Here is a 13,028-nt window from a genome sequence, read left to right as displayed (position 1 = left end):
ATAAAGGTATTCAGAAAGGGCCGGACCTGTCGCCCGGCGCCTTTGGTTCCTAAACTTACAAAGTAATTTTGTTCGTTAAAAGTCTTCGTCGAGTGAAAAAACGTTTTTGTCTTTGTCGCCCATCACGCCGGCCTTCTGGTACTCGCCCACGCGCTTTTCGAAGAAGTTGGTCTTGCCCTGAAGCGAGATCATTTCCATAAAATCGAATGGGTTGGTGGCGTTGTAGATCTTGCTGCAGCCCAGCGATACGAGCAGGCGGTCGGCCACAAACTCGATGTACTGGCTCATCAGCTTGGCGTTCATCCCGATCAGGTCAACCGGCAGTGCGTCTGTCACGAACTCCTGCTCAATCTCCACCGCATCGCGGATGATCTCGTGCACGCGGCTCTCAGGCAGCTTGTTGTTCAGCATGGAGTACAGCAGGCAGGCGAAATCGCAGTGCAGGCCCTCGTCGCGGCTGATCAGCTCGTTCGAGAAGGTCAGGCCCGGCATCAGACCGCGCTTCTTCAGCCAGAAGATGGAGCAGAAAGAACCGGAGAAGAAGATGCCTTCCACGGCCGCAAAAGCGATCAGTCTTTCCACGAACTTCTCGCTGTTGATCCACTTCAGGGCCCACTCGCCCTTTTTCTTCACGCACGGCACGGTCTCCAGCGCGTTGAAGAGGTAGTCCTTCTCCGACTGCTTCTTTATATAAGTATCTATTAGCAGGGAATAGGTCTCCGAGTGGATGTTCTCCATCATGATCTGGAAGCCATAGAAACAGCGGGCTTCCGGAAGCTGCACCTCCTGCATGAAGTTGATGGCCAGGTTTTCGTTTACGATGCCGTCAGAAGCGGCGAAGAATGCCAATACGTGGCTGATGAAGTGGCGCTCGCCATCGTTCAGGTTCTCCCAGTCCTTCTGGTCCTGCGACAGGTCGATCTCCTCGGCAGTCCAGAAGCTGGCTTCTGCCTTCTTATACATTTGCCACACCTCGTCGTGCTGTATCGGGAATAAAACAAAGCGATTTGGGTTTTCTTGTAATATTGGCTCCATGCTCGTAAACTTTAATGATTATTTAAACTAACAGCGACACTTCGTTGCTGTTTTATCAGATGTTAAACTCAGTGGTCGATGCGCCTGATGGGAACGACCTTCAAACAACAGGATTTCAAATATAGTGATAAGAACTTGAATTGGTGGGCTAAAGTTGTTCAATTTATTAACACTTTGCTAAGTGTTTGATCCTCTGAAAATTGAACCGAAATCAACACCTCTATTAACATGTTGATGTTAACATATATAAAAGACAAAATATAGTAAATTAAATATTAATTCATGGCTGAGTCCTGAAAAATGCAACCACAGGCCGCCTAATTGAGGGTAAAGGCTGTTTTGAGAGTCGAAGAGTCCAACTGCTCGGCTTAAAGTCGGCTTCTTAGCGGCAGGCTCTTGGTCGAGTTTCTCAGTAATTGTGGAAAACGTTGTTTTTGGTTTTGGTTGGCAAGGTGCTGCAGATTAGGGTGTTATGCCTGTTTTTAAATGGTGCAAAAAGACGGAGTGTAGATTTCAACAACATTATCCACATGGTGGTGCATAAGGCTTGGAAAAGCAGAAAGAATTAAGAAGCAATGATTTGCATATTAAATTTAAGTCCGCTAATTTTGCAGACTTAAATTTTTTAAAACATACATTGAAGCTGATGTACGCAATTGTAGAAATCGCAGGTCAACAGACCAAAGTAGAGAGCGGTAAGTTCATCTACGCTAACAAGCTTTCCGGCAATGATGGTGACGCCGTGGAGTTCACCAATGTTCTTCTTACTGATGATAACGGCACTGTTACTTTGGGTGCTCCTTTCGTTAGCGGTGTTAAAGTGGTTGGAAAAATCCTTGGCAACGTGAAAGGCGATAAAGTAATCGTTTTCAAAAAGAAGAGAAGAAAAGGATACCGCAAGAAGAATGGTCACCGCCAGCACTTCACGAAGGTCCTGATCGAGAGCATTGGTTAAGCAGTAAGAGGAAATTAATCGTAAAATCTCTCAGGTATAGCCCGCTATCCTGAATTAAATAGTAAAAGAAAATGGCACACAAAAAAGGAGCTGGTAGTTCTAACAACGGCCGCGAGTCACACTCCAAACGACTAGGTGTTAAGATTTACGGTGGCCAGGACATCATCGCTGGCAACATCATTGTAAGACAAAGAGGTACTGCACACCACCCAGGCAAAAACGTGGGTATGGGCAAAGACCACACACTGTTTGCTATGGTTGACGGTGTTGTTCAATTCAAAAAAGGCGTGAAGAACCGTTCATTCGTTTCTGTAGTTCCTAAAGTAGAAGCAGAAGCCTAAGCTTTAAGACGCATGCCGTCACCTGCGGGTGGCACAAACAAAAAGAGGGCGTCCCGAACGGGCGCCCTCTTTTTTTATACCTGCCTGGTTATGCTTTCCGCTGCCTGTTCGGTATATCAACCGTTCGCCTGGATGTTTACTTCGAGACAAGCGTGCCTTCAGGTATAGACGATGGTGCCTTGGCCTGTCTTCCGGCGCGGCCGCCCTTGAAATAGGTATAGAGACCTACAGCTATACCTGCCACACAAAGCACATAAGCAGTAGTCAGGCTAAGAAAGGAAAGTGGTACGCTGCACAGCACCAGACCCAGACCCGCCAGCCAAAGCAGTCCATAGCGCAGCGGCTTGTGCACCACAGGTATAAAGGTGGTTCTGAAGCCGAGCAGGTGCAGCAGTTTAGGAGCCTCAGCTAACAGCAGTACCAGGTTGAGCAGCAGGAAAAAGGCGAGCACATAGGGCGTGCCTTTCCAGTTCTGCGATACCGTTATCAGAAAGATGTTGAGTAGCATGGGGAGCAAGGCGATGGCTCCCAGGGTGCGGTAGCGGAGGGTGAGCAGCATGAACCCGATGACGATCTGGGAATAGGCGATAAAGCGGGCGAAGAGCCCCAGGTTGAACGCAGCCAGTTTCTCCTCCAGCCACACCGGCCCGATCAGCCCCGGGAACTGGTGCTCGTAGAAGATCTTCGCCATACCTGACGTAAAGAAGATAAGGCCCAGAAAAACGCTGATGCCGTTGAGCGTGAATGTTCTGTAGTTCATGTTTATACCTGCCGTGAGGTTCTAAGCTATTAAGGTATAGTCTTTTATAAGACATTGGCAAAGAACTAGACCAACAGCCTGATTAAATAGACGATTAGGCTATACCTGAATTGAGAGTGAAACGGCCTCCCGGGGCAAATCGCTCTAAAGCAAAGTTTTATTCAGAAAAGGGCAACATGCCTACACGGCCTCCGTATACCTAAAATAGAAAGAGTTATAGAGTGAAAACAATTAAACTCTTTTAGGAAAGGGATACTTTTTAGTATCCCTTTCTGTTTTTATGCCCACCGCTTTTCGCTCTTTTTGATTTGTTGTCGTAAACAAACTTGTTAAAGTCATATTCAGAGGGAATTAAAATTATTCTTTTCGAATATGTGCCGTATATTTGCAGTGTTCTTATCAAGAAAGACCGAGGGACAGGGCCCGATGACGTCTTAGCAACCTTGTACCAGCTTGGTGCTAATTCCCTTCTCTGCCATACCTTGGCCGGGAAAAGATAAGAGAGTATGCCTGCCTCTGGGTGTCCTTCTTGATAAGCGCGTATGTAGACTTAACCAAGAGGGGGAACACCGAACATGATCACATCATCACATCCGATCTATACCTTGCTGCAGGAGCGCGTGCTCGTGCTCGACGGCGCCATGGGCACCATGATCCAGCGCTACAAACTCTCCGAAGCCAATTTCCGTGGCGAGCGCTTCGCGGATCATCCCTCGGACCTGAAGGGCAACAACGACCTGCTCTCCATCACGCGCCCGGACATCATCAAGGCCATTCATGCAGAGTACCTCGATGCCGGCGCCGATATCATCGAGACGAACACCTTCAGCGGCACCAGCATTGCCATGGCAGATTATGGGCTGGAGCATGTAGTGTACGAGATGAACTACGAGTCGGCCAGAATAGCCCGTGAGGCAGCGGATGAAGCAGAAGTAAAGGATCCCGCGCACAAGCGCTTCGTGGCAGGCGCCATCGGCCCGACGAACCGCACGGCCTCCCTTTCTCCGGATGTCAACAATCCCGGCTTCCGCGCTATTACCTTCGACCAGTTGGTGGAGGCTTACTACGAGCAGGTGCGCGGACTGGTAGACGGCGGTGCTGATCTACTTTTGGTGGAAACGGTGTTCGACACCCTGAATTGCAAGGCGGCTCTGTTTGCGATACAACAGTTTGTAAATGACGGCGGCAAAGAGCTCCCCATCATGGTGTCCGGTACCATCACCGACGCCAGCGGACGTACCTTGTCAGGCCAGACGGTGGAAGCTTTCTGGAACTCCATCTCCCATGCCCCTATCCTGAGCGTGGGCTTTAACTGTGCGCTGGGCGCGCGTCAGCTCAAGACGCACATTCAGGAGTTGTCGCGTATTTCGGACTGTTACATCAGTGCCTATCCGAATGCCGGTCTGCCAAACGCCTTTGGCGGCTACGACGAGACAGCCGAGCAGATGGGCGCCATTGTGGAGGAATACCTGATAGAAGGGCTGGTGAACATACTGGGTGGTTGTTGTGGCACCACGCCCGTACACACCAAAGTCATTGCAGACCTGGTGCGCAGGTATAAACCGCACGTTCCCACTCCTGTAGCCCCGCTCCCCCGCTACAGCGGCCTCGAGCCCCTCACCATCACCTCCGATACCCTTTTCGTGAACGTTGGCGAACGCACCAACGTGACAGGCTCCAAAAAATTCTCCCGCCTGATCGTCGACGGCAAGTTTGAAGAAGCGCTCTCGGTGGCCCGTCAGCAGGTAGAGGGCGGTGCCCAGATCATCGACGTGAACATGGACGAAGGCATGCTCGACTCGGAGCAGGCCATGGCCGACTTCCTCAACCTGATCGCCTCCGAGCCCGACATCGCCAAGCTGCCGATTATGATCGACTCTTCGAAATGGAGCGTGATCGAGTCCGGCCTGAAGCGCACGCAGGGCAAATCGATTGTTAACTCGATCTCTTTGAAGGAAGGCGAAGGGGAGTTCAAAAGACTGGCCCGCAAGGTGCGCCAGTACGGTGCCGCCGTGGTGGTGATGGCATTCGATGAAACAGGCCAGGCCGATACGCTGGAGCGCAGAATCGAGATCTGCGAACGCTCTTACCGCATCCTGGTGGACGAAGTGGGCTTCCCGCCGCAGGACATCATTTTCGACCCGAACATCCTGGCCATCGCCACAGGTATAGAGGAGCACAACAACTATGCGGTGGACTACATCGAGGCGGTGAAGTGGATCAAGGCCAACCTGCCGCATGCACAGGTGAGCGGTGGCGTGAGCAACCTCTCCTTCTCCTTCCGCGGCAACGATGTGGTGCGCGAGGCCATGCACACTGTGTTCCTCTACCACGCCGTGCAGGCAGGTATGGACATGGGCATCGTGAACGCCGGCATGCTGGGCGTGTACAGCGAAATTCCGACGGAGCTGCGCGACCTGATCGAGGATGTGCTCTTCAACCGCCACCCGGATGCCACCGAAAAGCTGGTGACCTACGCGGAAACCATCAAGGGCAAGGGTAAAACAGCCACAGCTGCTGATAACTCCTGGCGTGAGGCGCCGGTGGAGGAACGCCTAAAGCATGCGCTGGTGAAAGGTATCGTAGACTTTATCGACGAAGACACCGAAGAGGCGCGGCAGCAGGCTGTTAAAACGCTGGACGTGATCGAGGGGCCGCTAATGGCAGGTATGGGCGTGGTAGGCGATTTGTTCGGTGCCGGCAAAATGTTCCTGCCTCAGGTCGTGAAGAGCGCCCGCGTGATGAAAAAGTCCGTGGCCTACCTGTTGCCCTTTATGGAGCAGGAAAAGCTGGCCTCCGACACCTCGAAATCAACCGCGGGCACGATCCTGATGGCGACCGTGAAAGGCGACGTGCACGACATCGGCAAGAACATCGTGGGCGTGGTGCTGGCCTGCAACAACTACGAAGTGATCGACCTGGGCGTGATGGTGCAACTGGACAAGATCCTGACTGAAGCCGAAGCACACCAGGTAGACATCATCGGCCTGAGCGGCCTGATCACCCCTTCGCTGGACGAGATGGTGTACGTGGCGCAGGAGATGGAGCGACGCGGCATGAAAATACCGCTTTTGATCGGTGGCGCCACCACGTCGCGGGTACATACCGCTGTGAAGATCGCGCCGCAGTACAGCGGGCCGGTTATACACGTGCACGATGCCTCCCGAAGCGTGACGGTGGTGAGCAGCCTGCTCAGCAGTGAGCGCGACAGCTATATCGCGGAGGTGAGGGCAGAGTATGAAAAGCTGCGCGCAGACCACCTCGGCCGCACCAAAGACCGTGCTTTTGCCAGCATAGAAGAAGCGCGAGCGAACAAGTATCAGGTAGAATGGGCCGCCACAACGCCAACCAAGCCGAACTTTATTGGCAACAAGGTATACACCCATTATCCGCTGCACGAGATTGTGCCTTACATCGACTGGACGCCTTTCTTCCATACCTGGGAGCTCAAGCGCCAGTACCCGAAAATATTGAACGACCCGGAGCTGGGCACGGAGGCTACCAAGCTGTTTAACGATGCGCAGGCCATGCTGCAGGAGATCGTGGACAAGCAACTGCTGGAGGCTCGCGCTGTGGTGGGCTTCTACCCCGCCAATGTGCAGGCCGACGACACGATCGAGGTATACGCCGATGATTCACGTGAAAACGTGCTCACCGAGTTTCATACCTTGCGCCAGCAGGGCAAGAAAGGAGCAAACGTGCCCAACCTCGCCTTCTCCGATTTCCTGGCCCCGAAAGAGACAGGTATAGCAGATTACATCGGCGGCTTTGTAGTGTCAGCCGGCTTTGGCATCGAGAAGCTCCTGGAGCAGTACGATGCCGAGCACGACGACTATAAGTCCATCATGGTGAAAGCGCTGGCGGATAGATTAGCCGAGGCCTTTGCCGAACTGATGCACCTGAAAGTGCGCAAGGAACTGTGGGGCTACGCGGCAGACGAGCAATTGGACAACGAGGAACTGATCAAGGAGCAGTACAAAGGTATACGCCCGGCTCCCGGCTATCCTGGCTGCCCTGACCATACCGAGAAGATCACGCTATTCAACCTGCTCAATGCCGAGGAGACTGGTGTGAGACTAACGGAAAACCTGGCCATGTACCCAGCGGCTTCGGTGAGCGGCTTCTACTTCTCACACCCCGACTCACGCTACTTCGGCCTCGGCAAGATAGGCGAGGACCAGGTAGCCGACCTTGCCGATCGGAAAGGTATGGCCAAAGAGGAGCTGGAGCGCTGGCTGTCACCGAACCTGAATTACGAGCCGAAGCCAGTGGCGCAACAGGTATAGAAGACCAACCATTTAACCATTAACAGATAAATTGAAAGTAACCGAGCATTTCCAGAACGCCAATGGCAAGACACTGTTCACCTTTGAGATCCTGCCGCCGCTTAAGGGGGAGAACATGAAGACCCTGTTCAACCACATCGACCCGCTGATGGAGTTCAAGCCGCCTTTTATCGACGTAACCTATCACCGTGAGGAGTACGTGTACAAGCAGCGCGAGAACGGCCTGCTGGAGAAGCGCAGCACACGCAAGCGCCCGGGCACGGTGGGGATTTGTGCGGCCATCCAGAACCACTACAAGGTGGACACGGTGCCGCACCTGATCTGCGGCGGCTTCAGTAAGGAGGAAACAGAGAACGCCCTGATTGACCTGCACTTCCTGGGTATAGACAATGTGTTGGTGTTGCGCGGCGATTGCGTGAAGAGCGAGCAGCGCTTTGTGCCCGAGCCCGATGGCCATACCTATGCCACAGAGCTGATCGGGCAGGTCGTGAATATGAACCAGGGCTGTTACCTGGATGAGGAGCAGGCCTACCACAACGGTACCGATTTTTGCATCGGGGTGGCGGGTTACCCGGAGAAGCACTTCGAGGCGCCCAACCTGACCTCGGACTTGCGCTGGCTCAAAAAGAAGGTAGAGCTTGGTGCAGAGTACATCGTGACGCAAATGTTCTTCGACAACCAGAAGTACTTCGACTTTGTAAATCGCTGCCGTGCCGAAGGTATAAACGTGCCGATCATTCCGGGACTAAAGCCGATGACCACCAAGACGCAGCTGACTTTATTGCCAAGTTTGTTCCATGTCGAGATTCCGTGTGCACTGGCCGATGCCATTGAGTCCTGTGCGGACAACAAAGCCGCAGCGCAGGTAGGCGTGGAGTGGGCGATACAGCAGTCTAAAGAGCTGATGGAGTTTGGCGTGCCCTGCCTGCATTACTACTCGATGGGCAAATCAGAGTCTGTTCGGAAAGTGGCGGAGGCATTATTCTAAAGAAACCTCAACTAAACTAAACCTAACCTTAAGGTTGGGGCCATTGGCTTCAGCTTTTTTTATTTAGGGTTTGCTATACCTGCGCATGACCTCGCGGTGTCTTCAGACCCGCGAGTGTCTAAACCATCGGCGGTGGCTAGCAGGTATAGGTATAGACGCGGCTATTGGGCGAGACGCTCGCAGGAGCAGCGCACACTGCGAGGTCTGATGTAAGGTATAGCCTACCTTACAAAGTCGGGAAAACAGGCGACAGCTTATACAAAACAGGTTTGCTGGGGCTGGCGTCGAGCTGTAGGCTGGCGATTTGCAGGTTGAGCAGATATAACCCATCTTCTACTTGGCCCGGCACATAGATCAACTCAGTGATGGTGGCGCCGCAGCGGGTGTTTGTGGGGTACTGCCAGAAGGCATGGTGACAAAGCAGTTTGCCTTCATCCAGTTCCCGGTCCACAGAGGGCAGGTCGAGCAGCAGGTGCTGTATACCTTTCTCAGCCAGATATTGGCCGATGGTGTGCTCCAGGTAAGGCGGGTTGGTGCCGGAGTAGTGGCGGGTAAGTTTCTCGTCCGTGTTTGGCAAGGTGCGGAGGACGAGCGCTTCGCACTTTATACCTTGCAACTTGGCTTTCACATCCGCTAACATCACTACCTCATCTCCGTTCTCCTGCTTTTGGGGAGTAACCGTGATCAGCTGCGCCACAAACAGGAAGCGTTTCAGGCAGTTGTGGATGGTGGCGTTTTCGTCGGCCGAAATGTGGCCGTAGCACTCGGTATGGGTGCCATTGCCGTGGGGCGTCAGGTGCACCCGCTTGTAATTGGTGCTGCCTCCTTCCGCCACGCTTCCCACAAAGTCTCCGACCCGAATCACATCAAACGCCACCGGCTCAGCCCAGAAGCACTCTGGTTGGGGCTGACGGTTGTGCAGCGGCATCGAAATGTCGAGCGGCTGCAGCGGGTCGAAGGTATAGGGTTGGTCGCGGTAAGTGATGGAGGCTTGCATAGTTTAGCTGTCATAACCCCGCAGCCAGCGCAGGGCATCGATGTCATTTGTAAAGTTTCTCACCTCAAAAGTCACCGCCCCCAGGGCCTCGGCTCTGGTTATCACGGCCTCAAACGAGAGTCTGTTAAAAACATTTTCGGGCAGCACGCGGGCGAGCTTTTTCACCCCCAGTTCTGAAAGCGATTTGTAATAGGTGGTGGACAACCATTCCTTGGTGTGGGGCAGCAGCTTGCCGATGACAAGCGCGTTTAGCAGCAGCTTGTCGGCCCCGGACTCCTGCACCAGCTGAGCTAGTTTTTCGGCTGTCTGGAGCATCTCGTTGTGTTCTACGGGGCGTAGCCAGGTATTTGTCAGGATGCCGTGCTCGGGGTCGGTGGCAATCCGGCTGATGTCGTTTTGGTAAAGCGTTTCCAATAGCTGCATGGTGTGGCGTAAGCGCGGGGCTGTGTTCCGGCTGCTATCAAATCTACAAAGAAATCCGAAATAACAAGCACACAGGCTATTCTACCATCAGATCCAATGTAATCTGGTCGGCCAACAGTTTGCCTTGGTCAGTCAGGTATAGCACGTCTGCCTCTACGCTGGCCAATCCTTTTTCCTGAAGCTGCTGCAGGTATAGCGCGTGTTCCGCCGGCAGGTCGTAGCCATACCTGTCACGCATCAGGCTGAGGTCGCAGCCCCAAATGGTGCGGAGCGTGGTGAGCAGGTAGTCGTTGGCCTGGTCGGCTGAGGTGAGCTTTTCCTCCTCGGCAGGTATAGTGCCTTCGGCCAGGGCGGCGGTGTACTTGCGGTTGTTGGCTACATTGTATTGCCGGCTGTGCCCGTTGAAGGAATGCGCACTCGGGCCCACGCCCAGGTAGTGCACCCCACGCCAGTAATTGCTGTTGTGCCGCGACTCATAGCCGGGCTTGCTGAAGTTGGATACCTCGTACTGCACATACTCATGCGCCTTCATCTGCTCCAGCAAGATCTCGAACTGCTGCGCCGTGAACTCGTCCTCCGAAGGCTTAAACGTGCCTTTCTTGCTCCAGCGCCCCAAGGCCGTGTCGGGCTCAATGGTGAGGGCGTAGCAGGAAACGTGCTGCACGTTCAGGGAGAAGAGTGTTTTGAGATCTTCGAGCCAGATGCTATGGTCCGGTGCAGGTATGCTGTAGATCAGGTCCACGGTGATGTTGTCGAAGCCGGCTGCCTGCGCGTCGCGCACGCATTGTAGGCTCTCGGTGGCGTTGTGGGCGCGGTTCATCAGACGCAAGTGCGGCTCGTGGAAGGACTGTAGCCCAATGCTCAGCCGGTTAATGCCGGCCGCTCTTAGCTCCTGCAGTTTCTCCGGCGACAGGTCATCCGGATTGGCCTCCAGCGTTATTTCCGCCTCCTCCGAAACTTTAAACAAACCTTTGATAGTTTGCAGGAGAAGGTATAACTCCGCTTGCGTGAGCAGCGAAGGGGTGCCGCCGCCAAAGTAAATGGTACGTACCTCCTGCCCCTGCAAATAGTCGCGGCGCAGCTTCAGCTCTTGCGCAATGGCCTGTATGGTGGCATCCTTGTGTCCCATGGATGTGCTGAAGTGGAAGTCGCAGTAGTGACAGGCCTGCTTGCAGAAAGGTATATGGAGGTAGATGCCGGACATTTATTAATGTGCTAATTAAGGTAATATGATCATGTGCTAATGAATGAATGTATAAAGATGCTGAATTGTTCAATCATGAATGCTGAAGAAGCAGGAAACATTTAATGCTTTATCGTTACTTTTGCTTAAGTGCATCCTTAAAAGATTAGCACATGAACCCATTAAATCAATAGCACATTACCTGCGCAAATGTACAAAATCGCTGTCGTAGTCTGGTGCTTATTCGTGTGGCTGTCCCTGTTGGTGCAGGCGCAGGACAAGCCGCCTGTGCCACCGCAGCAGGTGCAGCCCCCGGCGCCCAAGCTGGTCAGTCAGGCAAAAGCCGCGCTCCGGGTATACACGGCCGACCCGGACCGGCAAGTGCTGCGGCAGTATAGCTATCGCACCCAACTGGCCGACACCCTAGAGGCGCGCAAAGAGGTAACGGCGCTGGTGCACCGTCTCCATCAGGACGCCTACCTGCTCGCCTCGGCTGACAGCTCCTACAAACGCAACGACACGCTCCACGTGAAACTGCACATAGGCAAGCGCTTCGACTGGGCCGAGCTGCGCAACGGCAACCTGAGTGAAGGCATTCTGGTGGAATCTGGCTTCCGTGAGAAGTTTTACCGCAACGTGCCTTTTAAGCCGGCCGAGTACGCCCGGCTGCAGCAGCGCATCCTCGACTACGCCGAGCGCAACGGCTACCCCTTCGCCTCCGTCTGGCTCGACTCCATCGAAATCAAAAACAACAGAATATCCGCAGCCCTGATGGTCGAGAAGGCCTTTGTGGTGACGTACGATACCCTACAGGTAATGGGCGGCAGCAAAACACAGCCCAAGTTTTTGATGCGCTACCTGCAGCTATACCCGGGCCAACCCTATAACCAGGACCAGGTCGAGGCCTCGCAGCGGATGCTCACTACCCTGCCATACCTGAAAGTGACGCGTCCGCCGCAGGTGCAGTTCTACCGAGATAAGGCGAGGGTCGTTTATTTTCTCGAAGATCGCCAAACAAACCAGATTGATGGCGTGGTCGGTTTTCTACCGGACCCAAGTCGCTCGGGTAACAAACTGCTGATTACGGGCGAGGCCAACATGAACATCCGGAACATAAAGGGCAGCGGCAAGCAACTGGGGCTGCAGTGGCGGCGGGTTAACAAAGGCTCTGTGATCTTGAACGGCGAGTACCTGCACCCCAACCTTTTCGGGACCCCTTTCGAGCTGGGCACGCGCTTCGGTTTGCTGAAGCAGGATTCCAGTTTCATCACCATACAGCCGCGGGTGCAGCTGGCCTACAATACCATCCGGTATGGACGCTTTAGTGTGTTCACGGAGTGGCGCAACTCCCGCATCCTCTCCACGGCCAGTCCCCAAAGCCTTCGGGCCCTCGACCTGGCCGATGCCCGCACCAACACCTATGGCCTGAACTACCTCTGGAACAACCTCGACGATTTCTATTTCCCGCGTAAAGGGCGCCTGGTGGAACTGCAGCTGGCCGCAGGCCGCAAAAAGCTGCTGCGCAACCCAAACCTTGAAAAAGAATTTTATGATACGCTGGAAGTGAACACGACCCAACTCAGCCTGGGCCTGCGGCTTGAAAACTTTTTCCGGGTAGGCAAAAACAGCGCCCTGCTGGCCAGGCTTCGGGGCGAAGCGCTCCTCAACGACCAGATCTTCCTGAACGACATGTACCGCATCGGTGGGCTGTCCTCCTTGCGGGGCTTTGACGAGTATTTCTTTTTCGCTTCTACCTATGGCATCGGCACGCTGGAGTACCGCCTGTTCACGGCCGAAGATTCTTATGTGCTGCTCTTTTATGACCAGGCCTATTACCGCAGCGATCTGGAACAATCCAAAGCGGAGGGCCTTCCGCTCGGGGTTGGCGGAGGCATCAGCTTCAGTACGGGTGCCGGTATCTTTCAATTGGTGTACTCTGTCGGAAAATCAGGACAACAGCCTATGTCGCTGAGAGCCTCGAAGATACACTTCGGCATCACGAGTAAATTCTAAGCTGGCGCAATTTTTTTGAGGTTTTTAGTAACCAAAGCTTGCGTAGT

At 53.8% G+C, this 13,028-nt stretch carries 10 protein-coding genes and 1 riboswitch; of the genes, 5 read left to right on the top strand and 5 right to left on the bottom strand.

Annotation, left to right across the window (positions count from 1 at the left end):
• Positions 1-75: 75 nt before the first annotated feature.
• Positions 76-1,035, bottom strand: a complete 960-nt coding sequence (locus B0B12_RS09445; RefSeq protein WP_076668228.1) for a ribonucleoside-diphosphate reductase small subunit — start codon at positions 1,033-1,035, stop codon at positions 76-78.
• A 646-nt stretch (positions 1,036-1,681) separates the two neighbouring features.
• On the opposite strand from B0B12_RS09445, the gene rplU reads away from it, so the two are divergent.
• Positions 1,682-1,990 carry a 50S ribosomal protein L21 gene (gene rplU, locus B0B12_RS09440; RefSeq protein WP_076670176.1) on the top strand — a complete coding sequence of 103 codons (309 nt, stop codon included), beginning with the start codon at positions 1,682-1,684 and terminating at the stop codon, positions 1,988-1,990.
• A 71-nt stretch (positions 1,991-2,061) separates the two neighbouring features.
• Positions 2,062-2,331 (top strand): 50S ribosomal protein L27, encoded by a 270-nt coding sequence (gene rpmA / locus B0B12_RS09435; RefSeq protein ID WP_076421363.1) that lies wholly within the window; start codon positions 2,062-2,064, stop codon positions 2,329-2,331.
• Positions 2,332-2,467: 136 nt separating this feature from the next.
• On the opposite strand, the gene B0B12_RS09430 is transcribed toward rpmA, so the two are convergent.
• Positions 2,468-3,091 (bottom strand): hypothetical protein, encoded by a 624-nt coding sequence (locus B0B12_RS09430; RefSeq protein ID WP_076668226.1) that lies wholly within the window; start codon positions 3,089-3,091, stop codon positions 2,468-2,470.
• A 393-nt stretch (positions 3,092-3,484) separates the two neighbouring features.
• Positions 3,485-3,594: riboswitch (SAM riboswitch) on the top strand.
• Positions 3,595-3,666: 72 nt separating this feature from the next.
• On the opposite strand from B0B12_RS09430, the gene metH reads away from it, so the two are divergent.
• Together metH and metF are read left to right on the top strand one after the other, a co-directional pair.
• The gene (gene metH / locus B0B12_RS09425) at positions 3,667-7,377 is read left to right on the top strand and encodes a methionine synthase (protein ID WP_076668223.1); all 3,711 of its coding nucleotides are present in this window, start codon (positions 3,667-3,669) and stop codon (positions 7,375-7,377) included.
• Positions 7,378-7,408: 31 nt separating this feature from the next.
• Positions 7,409-8,365, top strand: a complete 957-nt coding sequence (gene metF / locus B0B12_RS09420) for a methylenetetrahydrofolate reductase [NAD(P)H] (RefSeq protein ID WP_076668221.1) — start codon at positions 7,409-7,411, stop codon at positions 8,363-8,365.
• Between the two features lie 226 nt (positions 8,366-8,591).
• Here the strand turns inward: metF and B0B12_RS09415 are convergent, their stop codons facing one another.
• From B0B12_RS09415 to hemW, 3 genes are all read right to left on the bottom strand, one after another.
• The gene (locus B0B12_RS09415) at positions 8,592-9,362 is read right to left on the bottom strand and encodes a cyclase family protein (RefSeq protein WP_076668218.1); all 771 of its coding nucleotides are present in this window, start codon (positions 9,360-9,362) and stop codon (positions 8,592-8,594) included.
• Positions 9,363-9,365: 3 nt separating this feature from the next.
• Positions 9,366-9,785 (bottom strand): hypothetical protein, encoded by a 420-nt coding sequence (locus tag B0B12_RS09410; protein WP_076668215.1) that lies wholly within the window; start codon positions 9,783-9,785, stop codon positions 9,366-9,368.
• Positions 9,786-9,861: 76 nt separating this feature from the next.
• Positions 9,862-10,989: a radical SAM family heme chaperone HemW gene (gene hemW, locus B0B12_RS09405; RefSeq protein WP_076668213.1), complete on the bottom strand. Its 1,128-nt coding sequence runs from the start codon at positions 10,987-10,989 to the stop codon at positions 9,862-9,864.
• A 189-nt stretch (positions 10,990-11,178) separates the two neighbouring features.
• Here hemW and B0B12_RS09400 point away from each other — a divergent pair, with 189 nt between their 5' ends.
• Positions 11,179-12,981, top strand: coding sequence for a BamA/TamA family outer membrane protein (locus B0B12_RS09400; protein ID WP_244554661.1), 1,803 nt, complete (start codon positions 11,179-11,181; stop codon positions 12,979-12,981).
• Positions 12,982-13,028 lie beyond the last annotated feature (47 nt).

Source organism: Pontibacter indicus, from assembly GCF_900156345.1.
Classification (GTDB): domain Bacteria; phylum Bacteroidota; class Bacteroidia; order Cytophagales; family Hymenobacteraceae; genus Pontibacter; species Pontibacter indicus.
Note: the sequence above shows the minus strand (reverse complement) of the source record. Positions and strands in the feature narration are given on the sequence as shown.

Coding starts and splice junctions, on each gene's coding strand:
- B0B12_RS09410 (WP_076668215.1), bottom strand. CDS start 9,785: ATGCAGCTATTGGAAACGCTTTACCAAAACGACATCAGCCGGATTGCC.
- metH (WP_076668223.1), top strand. CDS start 3,667: ATGATCACATCATCACATCCGATCTATACCTTGCTGCAGGAGCGCGTG.
- hemW (WP_076668213.1), bottom strand. CDS start 10,989: ATGTCCGGCATCTACCTCCATATACCTTTCTGCAAGCAGGCCTGTCAC.
- B0B12_RS09415 (WP_076668218.1), bottom strand. CDS start 9,362: ATGCAAGCCTCCATCACTTACCGCGACCAACCCTATACCTTCGACCCG.
- rpmA (WP_076421363.1), top strand. CDS start 2,062: ATGGCACACAAAAAAGGAGCTGGTAGTTCTAACAACGGCCGCGAGTCA.
- B0B12_RS09445 (WP_076668228.1), bottom strand. CDS start 1,035: ATGGAGCCAATATTACAAGAAAACCCAAATCGCTTTGTTTTATTCCCG.
- B0B12_RS09400 (WP_244554661.1), top strand. CDS start 11,179: ATGTACAAAATCGCTGTCGTAGTCTGGTGCTTATTCGTGTGGCTGTCC.
- B0B12_RS09430 (WP_076668226.1), bottom strand. CDS start 3,091: ATGAACTACAGAACATTCACGCTCAACGGCATCAGCGTTTTTCTGGGC.
- rplU (WP_076670176.1), top strand. CDS start 1,682: ATGTACGCAATTGTAGAAATCGCAGGTCAACAGACCAAAGTAGAGAGC.